Source organism: Curtobacterium phoenicis, assembly GCF_047238015.1.
Taxonomy (GTDB): domain Bacteria; phylum Actinomycetota; class Actinomycetes; order Actinomycetales; family Microbacteriaceae; genus Curtobacterium.
This window is the reverse complement of the sequence record NZ_JBDFLZ010000002.1, coordinates 3,553,277-3,570,497: the sequence shown is the minus strand read 5'-3', so window position 1 is coordinate 3,570,497 and position 17,221 is coordinate 3,553,277. Positions and strand designations below refer to the sequence as shown.

Annotated in this window: 18 protein-coding genes; 11 read left to right on the top strand and 7 right to left on the bottom strand. The window is 73.1% G+C overall.

What is annotated here, in order from left to right:
- Positions 1 to 5 precede the first annotated feature (5 nt).
- Positions 6 to 284, bottom strand: coding sequence for a GlsB/YeaQ/YmgE family stress response membrane protein (locus ABC270_RS17140; RefSeq protein ID WP_412881918.1), 279 nt, complete (start codon positions 282 to 284; stop codon positions 6 to 8).
- 113 nt (positions 285 to 397) lie between these two features.
- Complete coding sequence (locus ABC270_RS17135; RefSeq protein ID WP_412881917.1) at positions 398 to 661, bottom strand: glutaredoxin family protein; 264 nt, start codon at positions 659 to 661, stop codon at positions 398 to 400.
- A gap of 82 nt (positions 662 to 743) precedes the next feature.
- On the opposite strand from ABC270_RS17135, the gene ABC270_RS17130 reads away from it, so the two are divergent.
- The 7 genes from ABC270_RS17130 (at position 744) to ABC270_RS17100 (ending at position 8,294) form a co-directional block, all read left to right on the top strand.
- Positions 744 to 1,757: a PrsW family intramembrane metalloprotease gene (locus ABC270_RS17130; RefSeq protein ID WP_412881916.1), complete on the top strand. Its 1,014-nt coding sequence runs from the start codon at positions 744 to 746 to the stop codon at positions 1,755 to 1,757.
- Positions 1,758 to 1,892: 135 nt separating this feature from the next.
- Complete coding sequence (locus ABC270_RS17125) at positions 1,893 to 3,578, top strand: adenosylhomocysteinase (protein ID WP_412881915.1); 1,686 nt, start codon at positions 1,893 to 1,895, stop codon at positions 3,576 to 3,578.
- Positions 3,575 to 4,978: an amidohydrolase family protein gene (locus ABC270_RS17120; RefSeq protein WP_412881914.1), complete on the top strand. Its 1,404-nt coding sequence runs from the start codon at positions 3,575 to 3,577 to the stop codon at positions 4,976 to 4,978. Before ABC270_RS17125 ends, ABC270_RS17120 begins: the two co-directional genes overlap by 4 nt.
- On the top strand, positions 4,975 to 5,478 hold the full coding sequence (locus ABC270_RS17115; protein WP_412881913.1) for a cupin domain-containing protein: 504 nt from the start codon (positions 4,975 to 4,977) through the stop codon (positions 5,476 to 5,478). Before ABC270_RS17120 ends, ABC270_RS17115 begins: the two co-directional genes overlap by 4 nt.
- Before the next feature lie 298 nt (positions 5,479 to 5,776).
- Positions 5,777 to 6,598, top strand: a complete 822-nt coding sequence (locus ABC270_RS17110) for an ABC transporter substrate-binding protein (protein WP_412881912.1) — start codon at positions 5,777 to 5,779, stop codon at positions 6,596 to 6,598.
- Positions 6,599 to 6,603: 5 nt separating this feature from the next.
- The gene (locus ABC270_RS17105) at positions 6,604 to 7,482 is read left to right on the top strand and encodes an amino acid ABC transporter permease (RefSeq protein ID WP_412881911.1); all 879 of its coding nucleotides are present in this window, start codon (positions 6,604 to 6,606) and stop codon (positions 7,480 to 7,482) included.
- A gap of 89 nt (positions 7,483 to 7,571) precedes the next feature.
- Positions 7,572 to 8,294, top strand: coding sequence for an amino acid ABC transporter ATP-binding protein (locus ABC270_RS17100; protein WP_412882116.1), 723 nt, complete (start codon positions 7,572 to 7,574; stop codon positions 8,292 to 8,294).
- A gap of 164 nt (positions 8,295 to 8,458) precedes the next feature.
- Here the strand turns inward: ABC270_RS17100 and ABC270_RS17095 are convergent, their stop codons facing one another.
- Positions 8,459 to 9,424, bottom strand: a complete 966-nt coding sequence (locus ABC270_RS17095) for an NAD(P)H-quinone oxidoreductase (protein ID WP_412881910.1) — start codon at positions 9,422 to 9,424, stop codon at positions 8,459 to 8,461.
- Between the two features lie 84 nt (positions 9,425 to 9,508).
- On the opposite strand from ABC270_RS17095, the gene ABC270_RS17090 reads away from it, so the two are divergent.
- Positions 9,509 to 10,402, top strand: coding sequence for a polysaccharide pyruvyl transferase family protein (locus ABC270_RS17090; protein WP_412881909.1), 894 nt, complete (start codon positions 9,509 to 9,511; stop codon positions 10,400 to 10,402).
- Between the two features lie 100 nt (positions 10,403 to 10,502).
- Positions 10,503 to 10,985, top strand: a complete 483-nt coding sequence (locus ABC270_RS17085) for a hypothetical protein (RefSeq protein ID WP_412881908.1) — start codon at positions 10,503 to 10,505, stop codon at positions 10,983 to 10,985.
- Positions 10,986 to 11,029: 44 nt separating this feature from the next.
- Here ABC270_RS17085 and ABC270_RS17080 read toward each other — a convergent pair whose 3' ends face one another.
- Positions 11,030 to 11,905, bottom strand: coding sequence for an aldo/keto reductase (locus ABC270_RS17080; RefSeq protein ID WP_412881907.1), 876 nt, complete (start codon positions 11,903 to 11,905; stop codon positions 11,030 to 11,032).
- Positions 11,906 to 12,025: 120 nt separating this feature from the next.
- Here ABC270_RS17080 and ABC270_RS17075 point away from each other — a divergent pair, with 120 nt between their 5' ends.
- Positions 12,026 to 14,167 carry an ArnT family glycosyltransferase gene (locus ABC270_RS17075; protein ID WP_412881906.1) on the top strand — a complete coding sequence of 714 codons (2,142 nt, stop codon included), beginning with the start codon at positions 12,026 to 12,028 and terminating at the stop codon, positions 14,165 to 14,167.
- Positions 14,164 to 14,286: a hypothetical protein gene (locus ABC270_RS17070; RefSeq protein WP_412881905.1), complete on the top strand. Its 123-nt coding sequence runs from the start codon at positions 14,164 to 14,166 to the stop codon at positions 14,284 to 14,286. The genes ABC270_RS17075 and ABC270_RS17070 overlap by 4 nt, the downstream gene beginning before the upstream one ends.
- Positions 14,287 to 14,353: 67 nt before the next feature.
- On the opposite strand, the gene ABC270_RS17065 is transcribed toward ABC270_RS17070, so the two are convergent.
- The 3 genes from ABC270_RS17065 to ABC270_RS17055 form a co-directional block, all read right to left on the bottom strand.
- Positions 14,354 to 15,601, bottom strand: a complete 1,248-nt coding sequence (locus ABC270_RS17065) for an FAD-dependent oxidoreductase (protein ID WP_412881904.1) — start codon at positions 15,599 to 15,601, stop codon at positions 14,354 to 14,356.
- A 75-nt stretch (positions 15,602 to 15,676) separates the two neighbouring features.
- Positions 15,677 to 16,141 carry a DUF6264 family protein gene (locus ABC270_RS17060; protein WP_412881903.1) on the bottom strand — a complete coding sequence of 155 codons (465 nt, stop codon included), beginning with the start codon at positions 16,139 to 16,141 and terminating at the stop codon, positions 15,677 to 15,679.
- A 9-nt stretch (positions 16,142 to 16,150) separates the two neighbouring features.
- Complete coding sequence (locus ABC270_RS17055) at positions 16,151 to 17,023, bottom strand: HpcH/HpaI aldolase/citrate lyase family protein (RefSeq protein WP_412881902.1); 873 nt, start codon at positions 17,021 to 17,023, stop codon at positions 16,151 to 16,153.
- Between the last annotated feature and the right edge of the window lie 198 nt (positions 17,024 to 17,221).

The window sequence follows — 17,221 nt, the reverse complement described above, 5'->3', positions numbered from 1 at the left end:
CCGCGTCAGCGGGTGCGCGCTCCGCGGCCGGCGAAGCGGGTGTAGATGAACAGCACGATGATGGCGCCGATGATCGACCCGATGATGCCGGCGGGCTGGAAGAAGCCGTCCATCGGGTCGTGCTGGAAGATCAGGAAGCCGAGGAACCCGCCGACGAACGAGCCGACGATCCCGAGGACGATCGTCATGAGGATGCCGATGTTCTGCTTGCCGGGGATGACCAGGCGCGCGATCGCGCCGGCGATGAGTCCGATGATGATCAGGCTGACGATGAGACCGAGCACGGTGTGCCTCCTTGTGTGGGGGTCGGTCCGCCCGGCGGGCACCGGGTGCGACCAGCCCCAGAGACAACACCCCGTCCGCTCGGTGTCCTCCCAGGAAGCCGTCGAGCGGTCGGTCAGACCAGCCCGGAGGCCTCCAGCTCGCCCCGGAGCTCGGCGTCGGACGGCTCCACGAAGTGCTTGCCGTCCGGGAGCACCACGACCGGGATGTTCTTCCGGCCGCTGATCGCCTCGGCGCGGTCGGCGGCGGTCAGGTCGGCCTCGACGTCGACGTAGTCGTAGTCGATCCCGAGTCCGTCGAGCAGCGCCTTGGAGCGCCGGCAGTCGCGGCACCAGTCCGCGCCGAACATGGTCACCTTGTCGAAGGTCGTCTCAGCCATGCGGGGTACGACACCCGACGGCCGCCGTACATTCCCCGCGCACACCGGGACGCGCTGGGGTGGACGGGAGCACGATCGGTGCATGAGCCTCCCCGTCACCGCGGTCCACCCGCACCACCGCCACGGCTGGTGGTGGAAGACCCTGCTCGCCGGCTTCCTGCTGTGGGTCGTCACGATCGTCGTCACGGTCCTGACGCGGAACACGAACCTCGTGCCGACGATCATCCTGCTCGGCAGCTTCCTCGTCCCGTTCACGGTCGTGCTCTTCGTCATCGAGCGGGTCACCGGGACGATCAGCACCATGCAGCTCGTCACGGCGTTCTTCGTCGGCGGGATCCTCGGCGTGCTCGGCGCCTCCCTCCTCGAGGCGAACCTGCGGCAGGACGCGCTCCTGTACATCGCGGTCGGGTTCGTCGAGGAGTTCGTCAAGGGCGTGCTGCTCGTGGTCGTCGCCTGGCGGGTCCGGCCGAAGACCGCGCGGCAGGGTGCCCTCCTCGGCGCCACGGTGGGGGCGGGCTTCGCGGCGTTCGAGTCCGCCGGGTACGCCTTCAACGCCGCGATCACCGCGCGCGGCATCGACCTCGTGTCGCTGCTGCAGACCGAGGTCGTCCGGGCGATCCTGTCGCCCGTCGGGCACGTGCTCTGGACCGCGATCCTCGGCGCCGTGCTCTTCGGGGCGGCCCGCGGGGGCGTCCGGCTCCGCTGGTCGTGGTCGCTCCTGGTGGCGTACGTCGGGGTGTCGCTCCTGCACGGGCTGTGGGACAGCAACTCGACCATCGCGACGCTCCTCGCCTTCGTGTTCACCGGCACGCCGTTCTCCGCAGCGCGCGGGCCGTACGTGCCGGCCGACGTGGCGACGCTCTCGACCACGCTGTACATCGCGGGGCTCGCCGTCGTCACCGCGATCGGGGTGGCGGTCCTCGTGACCGTCCTCGTCCGGCACCGGCGGCTGGACCGAGCGCTGACCGCCGCGCTGACGGGCCGGGGCGACGTCGCCGGACCGGACCGTGCCGACGCAGCGCCGGCATGGCTGTCCGGAGCGGCGGCTGCCGGCACGACCGACTGGGACCAGATCCCGCCGCCGCACGCGCACTGACGCGCAGGCGCCCCGCCTGCGGACCGCCCGTCCTGACGGACGCCCGAGCGGCCCGGCCCGCCTGGCGCCCGTCCGGTCCGTGCTCCGCCCTGCCGTGGACACCGCCGCGATGCCCGCGCGCCCTACGATGTCCCCATGCCGCAGCGACCCGACCCCGCGCGGGCCGCCTGGGCCTCCGCAGCCGTCCGCCGGTTCGCATCCGCCACGAACCTCCTCGTCGCGGCGCGCCGGTTCCGGGTCGTCGGTGGCGACCCCGCCGACGTCGCGGCCCTCACCGCACTTTTGACCGGACTCGGCGCCCGGCCCGCCGGTGACCGGGAACCCGTCGACCAGCTCTGGTGCCTCGGCGACCCCGCCGAGACGACGCCCGCGATCGAACGCGAGGCCGACCGGCCCCGGGGCGCCGCCCTCGTCGTGGTCGACGCCGGCCGGCACCTCCCGGCGGTCGACGAGGACGCCTTCGGCCCGGTCGCACCCGTCCGTCCCGGCGTGCTCGGCGTCCCGGCACTGTCCGACGACGTCTTCCTCGTCTCGACCGGCCGCGACCCCGAGCCCGACCCCGCCGCCGAGGCCCGCGTCCGGTGGGCCCGCCGCTGGATGCCGGTGTCCCGGTCGACGGCGCGCGAGCTCGCGGACGGTGGACTGCTGCGCGGCACCCGGGTCGCCGTCGCCATGGTGCTCGAACCGAAGACCGCGGTCCTCGCGCTGCTCCTCCGCGACGCCGGCGCCGAGGTCGTCGTGTACGCCCACGCCGACGAGACCGACGACGCCGTGGCCGCGGTCCTCCGCGCCGCTGGGCTGCCCGTCTTCGCACACGCCGACGTGTCGCTCGCCGAGCAGAAGACGCTCGCGCTCGCGATGCTCGACACGGCACCACACATCGTCCTCGACGACGGCTCGCACGTCATCCGCCTGCTCCACCAGGAGCGACCGGACCTGCTCCCCGTGATGCTCGGCGCGGCCGAGGAGACCACGAGCGGGCTCCGCCCCCTGCGCACCATGGCCGAGCGCGGCACCCTGGGCATCCCCGTCGTCGCCGTCAACGACGCCCGGACCAAGACCTTCTTCGACAACCGCCACGGCACCGGGCAGTCGACGGTCTTCGCCACGCTGGACCTGGTCGACCGGCTCCCCGCGGACACGCACCGGGTCCGGCCCGGAGGCACGGCCGTCGTCGCCGGGTTCGGTCCCGTCGGCGAGGGGGTCGCGATGGTGCTCCGCGCGCTCGGCTTCGTCGTCGTGGTCGCCGAGACCGACCCGGTCCGAGCCCTGCAGGCCGCCTTCGCCGGGCACGTCGTCGCCCCGCTCGTCGACGCCGTCCGGGACGCCGACCTCGTCGTCAGCGCCACCGGTGTGCGCGATACGCTCTCGCTCGAGGTCCTCCGGGCGACGGCGGCGGGCGCGGTCGTCGCGGTCGCAGGCGGGGTGGAGCAGGAGGTCGCCGTCGAGGACGCCCTCGCGGCCGGCGCCGTCGCCACGACCGAGGCGGCCGACGCCGAACGGTTCGCGTTCCCGGACGGACACCACGTCGTCGTGCTCGACCGAGGCGGGTGCATCAACGTCACCGCCGCCGAGGGCAACCCCGTCGAGATCATGGACCTCTCCTTCGCCGCCCAGCTCGGTGCGGTCCGGATGCTCCTCGAACGCGGGGACGAGCTCGACCGCTCCGTGGTGCCCATCGACCCCGCGGTCGACGAGGCGACCGCCCGCGCGGCGCTCGCCGCGTTCGGGGCGCGACTCGAGCCTCCCGGCCGGATCGGCGAGCACCCGGCGGACCGCGAGCCCGACGTCCGGACGCACCGCTTCGGGGACCCGTCGTGAGCGTCGTCGTCCACTCCGCGCGGGTGGTCGTCCCGATGACCGCGCCGCCGATCGCGGACGGGGCGGTCGCCGTCCAGGGCGACCGGATCCTGCACGTCGGCGACCGCTCGTGGGTCGTCGACCAACTCACCGCGAGCGGCGCGCCGTTCACCGAGCGTCGGTGGCGGGGCGCCCTCCTGCCCGGCCTCGTCAACGCCCACACCCACCTGCAGTACACCGGCATGGCGGGTGTCGGCCGCGGTCAGTACGACGGGTTCGAGGACTGGGCGGCCGCGTTCAACGTCGAGTACGCGGAGCCGCACGACTGGCGGGACGAGGCCGCCGACGGTGCGCGCGCATCGCTCCTCGCCGGGGTCACGAGCGTCGCGGACGTGGTCACCGACATCGAGGCAGCGACCGCCCTCGAGGACGCTGGGCTCGGTGGCATCGCCTTCTGGGAGGTGATGGACTGGGAGAACGCGGCGTGGCAGGAGCACGGTCGCGACCAGGTGCTCGCCGAACTCGCCCGGATCCCCACCACCCCGGGCGCCGGTCTGTCGCCGCACGCGCCCTACTCGCTCGACGTCGGCCCGCTGCTCGAGCTCCCCGACATCGTCCGGCAGCGCGGACTCCGCCTGCACCTGCACCTCGGCGAGGCAGCGTTCGAGGGTGAGCGGACCGCGATCGAACCGGTCCCGGGGCTCGACGGCGTCGTCGGCGTCGGACACGGCGCGGACTGGCACCTCGCGAACGTGCCGTCCTTCCGTGCGATGCGGGCCCTCGGGTTCGGCGCGAGCGCGACCTCGTTCGTCGACCGGCTCGGCGTGCTCGGTCCGGACTGCCACGTCGCGCACGGGGTCTACATGACCACCGCCGACCGGGCGCTGCTCCGGGCACGGGGCACGGCCGTCGCGCTCTGTCCCCGGTCGAACGCGGTCATCGGGCTCGACCCGCCGCCCGTCGCCGACTACCTGCGCGAGGGCAGTCCGATCGCGATCGGCACCGACTCGCTGTCCTCGTCGCCGTCCCTCGACCCGATGGCCGACGTCACCGCGCTGCACCGGATCGCCCGCGCCCAGGGGTACCGCGGGCACGACCTGCACGAGCGGCTGCTCGCCGCGGCGACCCTCGGCGGCGCACACGCGATGGGGCTCGCCGTCGGCCCGGACCGGATCGGGCACCTCGCCGTCGGCGCCCGAGCGGACCTCGCGGTGTTCGACGTCGACGCCCGCACCGTGCCGGACGCGCTCGCCGAGCTCGTGGAGGACGGCGCCGGCCGTGCCGTCGCCACGGTGATACGGGGTGTGGTGCGTGCGGTCGACGGCGCACTCGTCGGGCACGCCGCTCCGCCGGCCAGCTCGTCGCCCACCCGCCCGTCACCGCGTGACCCGTCGCCCACCCACCAGGAGGAACCCGCATGACCGAGACCGCACCCCGCCCCGGCACGGCCGCCCGCCGCACCGTCTCGGGCGAGCTCATCGAGTGGCTCGACGTCCCGAAGCGCGCCGTCGCCCTCGGCATGGAGCCCCACCCGGAGGGCGGTTGGTACGTCCGGACGTGGACCTCGCCCGCGACCGTCGAGACCCCGGCGGGGGAACGCCCGGCAGCGACGCTCATCCACTTCCTGCTCCCGCCCGGAGAGGCCTCGGCGTGGCACCGCGTCGCGAACGACGAGATCTGGATGTGGCACGGCCCGGACACCGTGGACCTGCAGCTCGGCGGCGACGGCGACGAACCGGTGCCCGGTGCGACGATCACCCTCGGGCCCGACGCCGGGCGCGACCGGGTGAACGACGCACAGGCCTTCGTCCGCGGCGGTGTGTGGCAGCGGACGCTCCCGCAGGACGGCGAGGTGCTGCTGAGCTGTCTCGTGTCGCCGGGCTTCTCGTTCGACGACTTCAGCCTGGCCGAGGAGCAGTAGGCCGCGCCCGCGGCCAGCATTGCCGGTGGCGGGCACCGGACGCCGTTGTCCGCCACCCGCCACCGGAGCAACGTGCTGCGGGACCGATCATGCACGAAGGATGCGCCGGAATTGTCGTCGTGATCATTTCGTGAACATCGATTGCGGCTTTCGCGCCGATCGCTGTTCCGTGTCCTCGGGACTGGACTGCATCGTTCGAGCGGCTGACCGTGACGGCGAGCAACGCTCCGGGTCGCGTTGGTGTACCAGTTCCGCGTACCATCTGATCGCCCCCACCCCACCGAGCGAAGGCCCGCCCGTGACCCGTTCCCTCCGCCTCACCCTCGCCGTCGCGACCGCTGCCGTCGCCGCCCTCGCACTGAGCGCGTGCTCGGCCGGCAGCAGCAACGCCGCGGGCACCGTCACGGACGGCAAGCTCACGATCGCGACCGGGCAGCCGGCGTACTCGCCGTGGGTCGAGGACAACAAGCCGAGCTCGGGGAAGGGCTTCGAGGCCGCGGTCGCCTACGCCGTCGCGAAGGAGATGGGCTACGCGAAGTCCGACGTCGTCTGGAAGCGCAGCACCTTCGACAGCGCGATCGCTCCGGGCCCGAAGGACTGGGACCTCAACATCCAGCAGTTCTCGATCGACGCCAAGCGCAAGAAGGCCGTCGACATGTCCACCGCCTACTACACGACGACCCAGGCGGTCGTGACGACGAAGTCCTCGAAGGCCGCGGGTGACACCACGATCAGCGCGCTGAAGCGGGACGCGATCGGTGTCGCGACCGGGTCGACGAGCATCCAGAGCGTGAAGGACGTCCTCGGCGTCACCCCGCAGGTGTTCAACTCGAACGACGACGCGGTGCTCGCGCTGAAGTCCGGTCAGATCGACGCGATCGTCACGGACCTGCCGACGGCGTTCTACATGGCCGGCGCGCAGCTCGACGGCAAGGGCACGGTCTCGGCACAGTTCCCCGACGACGGCGCCGGCGACCAGTTCGGCTTCGTCCTGCCGAAGGGGTCCGAGCTCACGAGCAAGGTCGACAAGGCCCTCGCCGCGCTCGAGGAGGACGGCACGCTGCAGAGCCTGCAGACGAAGTGGCTCTCCTCGGAGACCGGCACCCCGGTCCTGAAGTAGCGCGCGTGACCGTGCCAGCAGGCGCCGGCACCCCGGTCGCCGCCCCCGCGCCGAGCCAGGTGGAGCTCGAGCGTCGGTTGTACCGTCGGCAGCGCGGACGCCGGTCGATCGCGGTGTCCGTCGTGTCGACCCTCGTGGTCGTCGCGGTCGTGTACTTCGGCGTCGTGAACACCCCCGGGTGGGCCGCCGTCCAGCAGTCGTTCTTCGACCTGCAGACAGCCGTCGACTCCTTCCCCGCGATCCTCGCCGGCCTCTGGCTGAACATCCGGATCCTGTTCTTCAGCGCGATCGGCGTCGCGGTGTTCGGCACGCTGCTCGCCGTCGTGCGGGGCCTCCGCAGCCCGGTGTTCTTCCCGCTGCGGATGCTCGCCACCGGGTACACCGACCTGTTCCGTGGGCTGCCCCTCATCATCGTGCTCTACCTCGTCGGGTACGGGATCCCGGGGCTCGGGGTCTTCCCGCGCCTGCCCGCCGAGTTCTGGGGCACGATCGCGATCGTCCTCACGTACTCGTCCTACATCGCCGAGGTCCTCCGCGCCGGCATGGAGGCGGTGCACCCCTCACAGCGCCTCGCCGCCCGGTCGCTCGGCCTCTCGCACGCGAAGACGCTCCGGCTCGTCGTGCTGCCGCAGGCGATCCGCAAGGTCACCCCGGCGCTCATGAACGACTTCGTGTCGATGCAGAAGGACGTCGGCCTGGTGTCGATCCTCGGCGCCGTCGACGCGGTGCGCTCGGCGCAGATCGCGCAGGCGGAGAGCTACAACTTCACGCCGTACTTCGTCGCCGGCCTGCTGTTCGTGGTGATCAGCCTGCCGCTGATCCGCGTCACCGACGCGATCGCCCGACGGCAGCAGCAGCGCGAGCAGATCGGGGGCACGGTGTGAACGCGACCAACGAGGCGGACGCGGGTCGTGCCTCCCGTCCGGTCGACGGCCAGGAGGCACGGCGCGAGCCGCCGACGTCGGGTCCCGTCCTGGAACTGCGCGGCCTGCGCAAGTCCTTCGGCGAGCACGAGGTCCTGCGCGGCATCGACCTGACCGTGCACCGCCACGAGGTGATCTGCGTCATCGGGGCCTCCGGCTCCGGGAAGTCGACGCTGCTCAAGACGGTGAACCTGCTCGAGGGCATCGACGACGGCGAGATCCTGCTGCAGGGCACCGACATCGCCGACCCGCGGATCGACGTCGACGCCACGCGTGCGCGGATCGGCGTCGTGTTCCAGCAGTTCAACCTGTTCCCGCACATGAGCGTGCTCGACAACGTGACGCTGGCCTCGCGCCGGGTGCACGGCGTCACCCGAGCGTCAGCGGAGGAGACCGCGCGGCGGCTGCTCGAGCGGATCGGCCTCGGGGCGTTCGCCGGCGCCTACCCGGACCGGCTCTCCGGCGGACAGCAGCAGCGCGTCGCGATCGTGCGGGCCATCGCGACGGACCCCGAGCTGCTCCTGCTCGACGAGGTCACGAGTGCGCTCGACCCGATGCTCGTCGGCGAGGTGCTCGACCTCGTCACCGAGCTCAAGCGGCAGGGGTCGACGATCCTGATGACCACGCACGAGATGTCCTTCGCCCGGAAGGTCGCCGACCGGATCGTGTTCCTGCACCGCGGCGAGGTCGTCGAGCAGGGGTCGCCGGCCGACGTGCTCGACCGCCCGGAGCACCCGGCGCTCGTGGAGTTCCTCGCCCGCGTCCACGCCTGACACGCTCGGCGGGCCGCGGCAGCTCTCCGCGCGGGCGTGGCGCAGGTCCGGACCCGGCGCCGACGGACGCTGCACGACCGGAGTCGTCTCGAACCACGGGAATGCGTGGTTCGGCACGACTCCGGTTGTGCGAGGCGCGGCCCGGGCGCGACGTGCGCCCCGCGCTACGGCGTCAGCAGGACCTTCCCGATGAGCTCGCCGTCGGCCATCCGGCGGTGCGCCTCTCCGGCCTCGGCGAGTGGCAGCACCGAGTCGACCACCGGGCGCACGCTCCCGTCCTCCACGAACGGCCAGACGTGCTCGCGGACGGCGGCGACGATCGCGGCCTTCTCGTCGAGTGGACGCGCACGCAGGGTCGTCGCGCTGATCGTCGCGCGCTTCGCCATCATCGCGCCGAGGTCGAGTTCGCCGCGGGGGCCGCTCGTCGTCGAGATGACGGCGATGTGTCCGTTCGGGGCGAGCGCCGCGAGGTTCTTCCCGAGGTGGTCGGCCCCGACCACGTCGAGCACGACGTCCACGCCACGTCCGTCGGTGAAGTCGTGGACGGCCGCGACGAAGTCCTCGGACCGGTGGTCGATCGCGAGGTCGGCACCGAGCTCCCGGGACGCCTGCACCTTCCGGTCGCCCCCGCTCGTGGTGATCACCGTCGCGCCGAGGGCCTTCGCCCACACGACGGCGTGCGACCCCATGCCGCCGGTACCCCCGTGGACGAGCAGCGTCTGCCCCGGTCGGAGTCCGGCGAGCATCCCGACGTTCGAGTACACCGTGCAGGCGGCCTCGGGGAGCGCGGCCGCCGACACGAGGTCGAGCGTGTCCGGCACCGGCAGCACCTGCGTCGCGGGGACGGCCACGAGTGACGCGTACCCGCCGCCGGCGAGCAGCGCGCACACACGGTCCCCGACCGACCACCCGGCGACGTCCGCACCGAGTGCCCTGACGACACCCGAGACCTCGAGCCCGAGGACCGGCGAGGCTCCAGGTGGCGGCGGGTAGTTCCCCGCGACCTGCTGCCGGTCCGCGTTGTTGACGCCGGCTGCGGCCACCTCGACGAGGACCTCACCGGGACCGGGCTCGGGGTCGGGCAGGTCGCGCAGGGTCAGGGTGCCGTCGTCGTGGCTGATCGCTCGCATGCCCTCGACGGTACGCCCCGCTCAGGGACATGACCTCATGGCATGTGATATTCTCATATCCACACCGCGTGGAAGCGAGCACCCATGACGACTCCGATCAACGCCTTCTGGTGGTCCCCCCGTCAGGACCTCCGGACACTCGCGCACGAACTCCGGGATCACGCCCCTGCGTGGTCCCGGCTCGCTGTCTGGAGGGGGCGACCGTTCACCAACCACGGGGACGAGCTCTCCGCCCTGGTCCTCCGCGAGGTCCTCGGCCGCCCGGTGCGGTGGGCGCCCCTCGGTCACGAGGACGTCGTCGCGATCGGCAGCGCGATGGTGCCCTACCTCAGCAGGAACGGACGGGGACGCATCTGGGGCACGGGACTCCACACGCCCGATGTGATCGTCGACGAAGCCAGCACGTTTCGCGATCGCGTCCTCGCGATCCGTGGTCCCCTGGCCCGCGACGCGCTCGGACTCGACCCCTCGACACCGATCGGCGACCCGGGACTCATCGCGCGGATCCTGCGCCCGGGACGACCCCGGGCCCGGCGATCCGGCACCGTCCTGGTCACACACTTCACCTCGCACGGCCGGCGGACGGACCGGTCGGCGATCAACGCGCTCCGGTCCGTCGGCCTGCGGGTCCTCCCCCCGACCTTGCATCCTGACGAGATGCTCCGCGAGATCGGTGCCGCCGAACACGTCGTGAGTGCTGGGATGCACGGAGTGATCCTCGCGCACGCGCTCCGGACACCGGCGACGCTCGTGTCGCTCGGCGCTGTGGATCCGCAGCCGGCGTCGTTCAAGTACCACGACTACCACCGCTCAGTCGGGCTCGAGGCTCGGACGACCCATTGGTCGACGCTGGTGTCGCCCGCGGGGCTCAGCGCGTCGCATGAGGCGGGGGAGGCGGACCTCGTGCGCGCGGACGGCACGATCGACACCCTGGTGACGGGACTGCTGGCCGCTGCTGCCCCGTTGCGATCCGTCTGACCGGAACAGTCCGCGGCGGCGCCGCACATCGTGGGATCGGTACGCTCGGACCGGGCCGCACCCACGGGGGCGTGCGGCGATCGAAGGGGGACGCACCACCATGCGCAAGCAGTACCTGACCATCACCACGGCGGTCCTGGCCGTCACGCTCCTCGCCGGCTGCTCGGGCGGCGGCACGGCGGCAGACGGCTCGGGCGACACGAAGGCGTCCGGCGGGGCGAGCACCGGGACGGACTCGCGATCCGAGCAGGCAGCGCCGGCGCAGACCAAGCAGGAGGCCTGCACGCTGCTCGAGGACGAACTGAAGTCGTTCATCGCGGACCAGATGTCGTCGTCCGCGCCGGCAGACCCGAAGGCCCGCGCCGAGGTCGTCGACGGCTTCACCGACCGGCTCGAACAAGCTCTGCCGAAGGTGGGGAACGAGCAGGTGAAGTCCGACTTCACGACGTTCACGAAGGCGGCCGAGGACTACGCGGACGCACTGGAGCGTTCGGGCAGTGCGACGTCGGACGCCGCGCAGCAGGCCGAGACGAAGGTGCAGGACAGCCTCGCCGCGATCTCCGCGGACTGCCCCGCGAGCTGACCCGGGCGGCCGACGGCGGGAGGACCGCCGTCGGCCGGTGCCCGTCAGGCCGCGGGCTGCGCGGCGTCGAGCCGCGCCACCTCCTCGGGCCGGAGCTTCACCGAGACGGCCGTCACCGAGTCGAGGATCGACTGGGGCCGTGACGCCCCGGGGATCGGGATGACGACGTCGCTCTTCGCCAGCTCCCACGCGAGCGCCACGACCTGCGGGGTCACCCCTCTGTCCCGCGCGATGTACGCGAAGTCCTCGTACGCGTTCCCGAGGTCGGCCGCGTTCGTGATGCCGCCGAGCGGGCTCCACGGCAGGAACGCGATCCCGAGCTCGTCGCAGAGCTCGAGTTCCGGCTCGCTCGACCGGAACCGCGGCGAGTACTGGTTCTGCACCGAGGCCAGTCGCCCGCCGAGGACCTCGTTCGCCGTGCGGATCTGGTCGGGATCGGCGTTCGAGATGCCCGCCATCCGGATGACGCCCTCGTCGAGGAGCTCCGCGAGCGCACCCACCGACTCGGCGTAGGGCACGGCGGGGTCCGGGCGGTGGAACTGGTAGAGCCCGATCGCCTCGACACCGAGGCGCTTCGCGGACGCCTTCGCCGCCTCCTTGAGGTACTCCGGGTGGCCGTTCTGCGCCCACGCGCCGGGTTCCGGACGGAGGTGTCCGCCCTTCGTCGCGATGAGCACCTCGTCGGTCGCGCCGGAGAACTCCCGGACGGCCCTGGCGATGAGGGACTCGTTGTGCCCGACCTCGTCGTGGGCGGCCAGGTGGTAGGCGTCGGCGGTGTCGATGAGCGTGACGCCGGCCTCGAGCGCGGCGTGGATGGTGGCGATCGAGCGCCGTTCGTCCGGTCGGCCCTCGATGGACATCGGCATGCCGCCGAGGCCGATCGCGCTGACGGACACTTCTCCGATGACTCGTTGCTTCATCGGCCCAGCATGCTCCGCGACGACCGCCCCGCGCCCAGCGTCCACCGCACGTCGACACCGCTTACGGCAACCACAGGCGGGACATCGGGTCCGTGCATGCTGCGTCCGCACCCTGGTCGCATGACCACTCGATCACCGTCCGCGTCCACGGTCGCGCTCCCCGGCCAGGCGGTCCGGGCCGGCCTCCTCCGACTCGTCCGAGGACGAACGGAGACCGCGACGTGGGAACGTCCCGCGTTCCTCGGACTCCTGCTCGCGACGGGCGTCCTCTACGTGGTGAACCTCGGTGTCAACGGGTGGGCGAACGCGTTCTACTCGGCGGCGGTGCAGGCGGGGAGCCAGAGTTGGGAGGCGTTCTTCTACGGTTCTTCCGACGCTGCGAACGCGATCACGGTCGACAAACCCCCGGCGTTCCTCTGGGTGATCGGCATCTCGGTGCGACTGTTCGGCCTGAACTCGTGGTCGATCCTCGTGCCGCAGGCGCTGATGGGGGTCGCCTCGGTCGCGATCCTGTACCGGGTCGTCCGCCGACGGTTCTCCGCCGGAGCGGCGCTCGTGGCCGGTGCGGTCCTCGCGACGACCCCCGTCGCGACCCTGATGTTCCGCTACGACAACCCGGACGCGCTGCTCGTGCTCCTCACGCTGGGGGCGATCGCGCTGACGCTCCGCGGCGTCGAGTCCGGGCGGATGCGGTGGGTCGTGTGGGCCGGGGTGCTGGTCGGGCTGGCGTTCCTGACGAAGCAGCTGCAGGCCTTCCTCGTCCTGCCCCCGCTGGTCGGGGTCTACCTCGTCGCGTCGCAGCGTCCGCTGCTGCGGCGCATCGGGCACCTGCTCGCCGCGGCCGTCGCGGTCGTGGTGTCGGCGGGGTGGTGGGTCGCCATCGTGGAGCTCGTCCCGGCCTCGTCGCGCCCGTACGTCGGCGGCTCCCAGACGAACAGCTTCCTCGAGCTCACCTTCGGCTACAACGGGCTGGGACGCGTCACCGGTGACGAGACCGGCAGCGTGGTGCCGGGAGGGACGACGGGCGCCGGCTCCTGGGGCTCCACGGGCCTGACCCGCCTGTTCGGTTCGGAGTTCGCGACCCAGGTCACCTGGCTCCTGCCGACCGCGCTCGCCCTGCTCGTCGTGGCCCTCGTGGCGGTGGGGCTGCGCCGCCGCACCGACCCGCGGCTCGCGACCGTCCTCGTGCTCGGCGGCTCGCTGCTGGTCACGGGTCTGGTGTTCAGCTTCATGGGCGGGATCTTCCATCCGTACTACACGGTGGCCCTCGCCCCGTACGTCGCGGGCCTCGTCGGCATCGGCGCAGGGATCCTCTGGCAGCGCCGGGGGGCCGTCGCCTGGCGGATCGTGAGCGCCGCGGTCGTGGTGCTCTCCGGTGTCTGGGCGTTCGTGCTCCTCGCCGAGGCCTCGTCGTGGCAGCCCTGGATCCGGTGGGTGGTCCTCGCCGCCACGATCGCCGGCGCGGTCCTCGTGCTCCTGCCTCCGCGTGGTCGGGCCCTGTCCGGCGCGACCGTCGCCGCCGTGCTCGTCGCGGCGCTGCTCGGTCCGACGGCCTTCTCGGTGCAGACGACGACGGTCGGTCACACCGGTGCGCTGCCGTCGGCGGGCCCACAGGTCACCGGGTCGGGCCAGGGCGGCCCCGGCGGCCAGGGCGGTCCCGGGGGCCAGGGCGGACCCGGCGGCGCCGAGGGCCAGCCGAGTGCCGCAGGAGGCACCGGTGGCCAGTCGAACGGCGGCACGGCGGGCGGCACCGGCGGCCAGTCGAACGGCGGTGCGGCAGGCGGCACCGGTGGGCAGGTCGGCCCGACGGACGGCGGGACGTCGGCGCAGGCCGGCCAGGCGCCGAACGGGACCGACGGTCCGACCGGTGGCCCCGGTGGCGGAGGCGGATCGTCGCTCAACGGCGGGTCGACCGACGTGTCCGACGAGCTCGTCGCAGCGCTCTCCGCGGACGCCGACGACTTCACCTGGGCCGCCGCGACCGTCGGCTCGAACAGCGCGGCGACCTACCAGCTCGCGACCGGCGACCCGGTGATGGCGATCGGCGGGTACAACGGGACCGACCCCGCCCCGACCCTGGCACGGTTCGAGTCGCTCGTCGCGGCGGGCAAGGTGCACTGGTTCATCGCCGGTTCCGGTGGCGGCGGCAGCAGCAGTTCCGGCAGCGACGCCGCCGAGCAGATCACCTCGTGGGTCACCTCGCACTTCGGGTCGACGACCGTCGACGGGGTCACGCTCTACGACCTGACGAGTGCGTCGTGACCGCGAGGGACCCCGGGTGGCGACGCCCCGAGCAGCCGGTACCCGGACGCTCCGGCGCACGGCCGGAGCCGGACACGACGACCACGACGTCGGCGATCGTGGTCCTCGGCTACGACTGACCGCGCGCAGCAGGGCGCGTGCCCCGCGTCCCGCCCCACGGCTCCCACCGCGCTACCGGCCCCGCAGCTACCGCCGCGCCCACTCCGGCGCGTGCTCCGGCAGCGGGCCGAACGCCACTCCGCGTGCGTAGAGCCCCCGCGCCGGCGGCACGTACCGGGCGAGGAACACCGGCAGCAGTGGCGGCCCGTCCTCCAGGCGCCCGGCGAACGCCCGCTCGAACACCACCCGGTGCAGCACCGCCTGCGCGGCCTGCACGACCACAGCGGGCGGCGTCCGCCGTCGCTGCACCCGCGCGAGCTCCCGGTCGAGGCCGGCGCCGGCGCGGCCCGCCGCGAGTGCGGGCGCCAGCACGGTCGCCGCGGCCACGGCGTCCTGCACCGCGAGGTTGATGCCGACCCCGCCCGCTGGCGACATCGCGTGCGCGGCGTCGCCGATGCAGAGCAGGCCCGACCGCCACCACCGCCGCAGCCGGTCCATCCGGACGTCGAGCACGTGCACCTCGTCCATCGAGTCGATCGCCCCGAGCCGGTCCGCGAAGTCCGGCCGGAGCCGTGCGACCCGCGCCCGGAACGCCTCGACGCCCTCGGCCCGCAGCCTGGCGTCCGACCCCTTCGGCGCGAAGTAGGCGACCTGGTGGTAGTCCAGCCGGGGGAACGAGAGCAGGACGTCCCCGTCGGAGAACGCCGGCACGAGGGCGCTCGCCGTGTCGCCGTCCTTCCGTGGGAGCCGAAACCACCACGTGTCGAACGGCACGGGGTAGGCAACCGGTCGGAACCCCGCGGCGTCCCGCACCGTCGACCCCCGGCCGTCGCACGCGACCACCAGGTCCGCCCGGAGCTCGGCGCGCTCGCCGTGGCCGCTGCGGGGCGCGAGGTGGACCCCGGTGACGACGCCGTTCTCCACGATCAGCCCCGTCGCGGCGGTGCCCATGGTGATCGTGAAGGACGGCTCCGTGCGGGCAGCGGTGACGAGCATGTCGAGGAGGTCCCACTGCGGCACCATCGCGACGTGGTCGTACGGCGGGGTGAGCCGCGAGAAGTCGCCGAGCAGCAGCCGGGAGCCGTCGGGCATCGGCAGCGAGAAGTCGTCGAGCCGCGACTGCGGCAGGGCCCGGAACGCGTCACCGAGGCCGAGCTCGTCGAGCAGCCGGATCGTCGACGCGTGCACGGTGTCACCGCGGAAGTCGCGGTTGAAGTCGTCGTGCCGCTCGATCACCTCGACGGCGACGCCTGCCCGTGCCAGGAGCAGCCCGAGGACGACGCCGGCCGGGCCGCCACCGACCACCGCCACCGTGGTCCGCCGTGTGGTCACCATGGTGCGGACGGTACGCCCGTCCCGCGGGCGACGGCCTGGAGGCCCGGTGCGGGTCCGGTCCGTCGGTCCGGTCCGTCAGGCGGTCCCGGCCGACGATGACGACGACGTGCCGTGGTCGGCGGCCTGGGCGAACACGACGCCGCCCCACGTGATGCACGCCACGGCGAGGACGAAGCCCACGGCCGCGATCCACCACGAGGTCCGGCGACGCAGCCACGCACCGATCGCGAGGACGACGGTCACGACGCCGATGACGAAGGCCCCGCCCACCGCGATCGCGGTGCCGCCCAGGTACCCGCCGGGGGAGCACCCCGTGGCGGCGTCGCAGGACGCGGTGGCCGAGACCACCGCGATGACCCCGACGACCGCCGTGACGACGGTCATCACCGCGCCGAACGCGAGGAGGAGGACCGTCGAGACGCGATCGGCGACCCGGCCGGCCGGGAACAGCGTCGTGCCGCCGCGCTCCCACGCCGCGGCACGCTGCTCGTCGCCGGAGGGAGGGGCTGGCTGCCCGCCGGGCACGTTCGACCAGGTCATGGCACAGTCCTACCGTGCCTCCACGCCGAACGCCTGGGCGAGCTTCTGGATCTTCTGCGCACGGCCGAGGCGCGGCAGGTCGGATCCGTCGCGGATGACGCGGCCGCGGGCCTCGAAGTCGTCGAGGAAGTCCTGCGCCCACGCGACGTCCGTCGGCGTCGGCGAGATGACCTCGTTGATGACGGGCAGCTGCTCGGTGTCCAGGCAGAGCTTGCCGGTGAGGCCGAGCGACACCGCGATCTGCGACTGCTCGCGGAGGATGGCGTGCGCCGAACCCACCGTGGGACCGTCGATCGGCCCGGGGAGCCCGCCGACGCGCGACGCCACGACGAGCCGGGACCGCGGGTACGCCATCGCGAGCGTGTCGGCGCTCGTCCCGGTGTCGCGCCGGTAGTCGCCCGACCCGAACGCGAGGCGGAACGCACCCTGCGCACGGGCGATCGACGTCGCCTCCTCGATGCCGAGCGCCGACTCGACGAGCGCGATCACCGGGGTCTGGCCGCCGAGCCGGTGCCACGTGTCGGTGACCTGCGCCGGTGACTCGGTCTTCGCGAGCATGACGCCCTGCAGCCCGGGCAGGCCCCGGAGCTCCTCGACGTCGTCGGCCCAGAAGTCGGTGGTGACGTCGTTGATCCGGACCCAGGCCTCGCCGCCCCCCGCCAACCAGGCAGCCACGGTCGAGCGGGCGGCGGGCTTCGCGGCGGGGTCGACGGCGTCCTCGATGTCGAGGATGATCTGGTCCGCGCGGGACCGCTGCGCCCGGTCGAACCGGTCGGCGTGGTTGCCGGAGACGAGGAGCCACGACCGCGAGATGTCCGGCGCCACCGCCCGTCGACGGGACGGGTGCGGAGCGGGTGGAGCGGTTCGGTCGTCGATGGCCATGTCCACGTTGGTACCACACCGTGACCTCCGCCCCGCGTGTCACGGGCGACGAATCCGGAAACCTCCGGTTCATTGCAGGAGCACGGGTCCGGTTCCGCCTACAGTGTCCGATGTGTGGCGAGCGGACAGGGTGACCGACGGTGAGGACGACGTGAACGACGACGTCCCCGTCGAGGGTGCCGACGCGCGCCCCCGGAA

Bases quoted from the DNA above. Each gene is read 5' to 3' on its own strand.
- ABC270_RS17135 (WP_412881917.1), bottom strand. From the start codon at position 661: ATGGCTGAGACGACCTTCGACAAGGTGACCATGTTCGGCGCGGACTGG.
- ABC270_RS17130 (WP_412881916.1), top strand. From the start codon at position 744: ATGAGCCTCCCCGTCACCGCGGTCCACCCGCACCACCGCCACGGCTGG.
- ABC270_RS17125 (WP_412881915.1), top strand. From the start codon at position 1,893: ATGCCGCAGCGACCCGACCCCGCGCGGGCCGCCTGGGCCTCCGCAGCC.
- ABC270_RS17115 (WP_412881913.1), top strand. From the start codon at position 4,975: ATGACCGAGACCGCACCCCGCCCCGGCACGGCCGCCCGCCGCACCGTC.
- ABC270_RS17095 (WP_412881910.1), bottom strand. From the start codon at position 9,424: ATGCGAGCGATCAGCCACGACGACGGCACCCTGACCCTGCGCGACCTG.
- ABC270_RS17090 (WP_412881909.1), top strand. From the start codon at position 9,509: ATGACGACTCCGATCAACGCCTTCTGGTGGTCCCCCCGTCAGGACCTC.
- ABC270_RS17085 (WP_412881908.1), top strand. From the start codon at position 10,503: ATGCGCAAGCAGTACCTGACCATCACCACGGCGGTCCTGGCCGTCACG.
- ABC270_RS17080 (WP_412881907.1), bottom strand. From the start codon at position 11,905: ATGAAGCAACGAGTCATCGGAGAAGTGTCCGTCAGCGCGATCGGCCTC.
- ABC270_RS17075 (WP_412881906.1), top strand. From the start codon at position 12,026: ATGACCACTCGATCACCGTCCGCGTCCACGGTCGCGCTCCCCGGCCAG.
- ABC270_RS17065 (WP_412881904.1), bottom strand. From the start codon at position 15,601: ATGGTGACCACACGGCGGACCACGGTGGCGGTGGTCGGTGGCGGCCCG.
- ABC270_RS17060 (WP_412881903.1), bottom strand. From the start codon at position 16,141: ATGACCTGGTCGAACGTGCCCGGCGGGCAGCCAGCCCCTCCCTCCGGC.
- ABC270_RS17055 (WP_412881902.1), bottom strand. From the start codon at position 17,023: ATGGCCATCGACGACCGAACCGCTCCACCCGCTCCGCACCCGTCCCGT.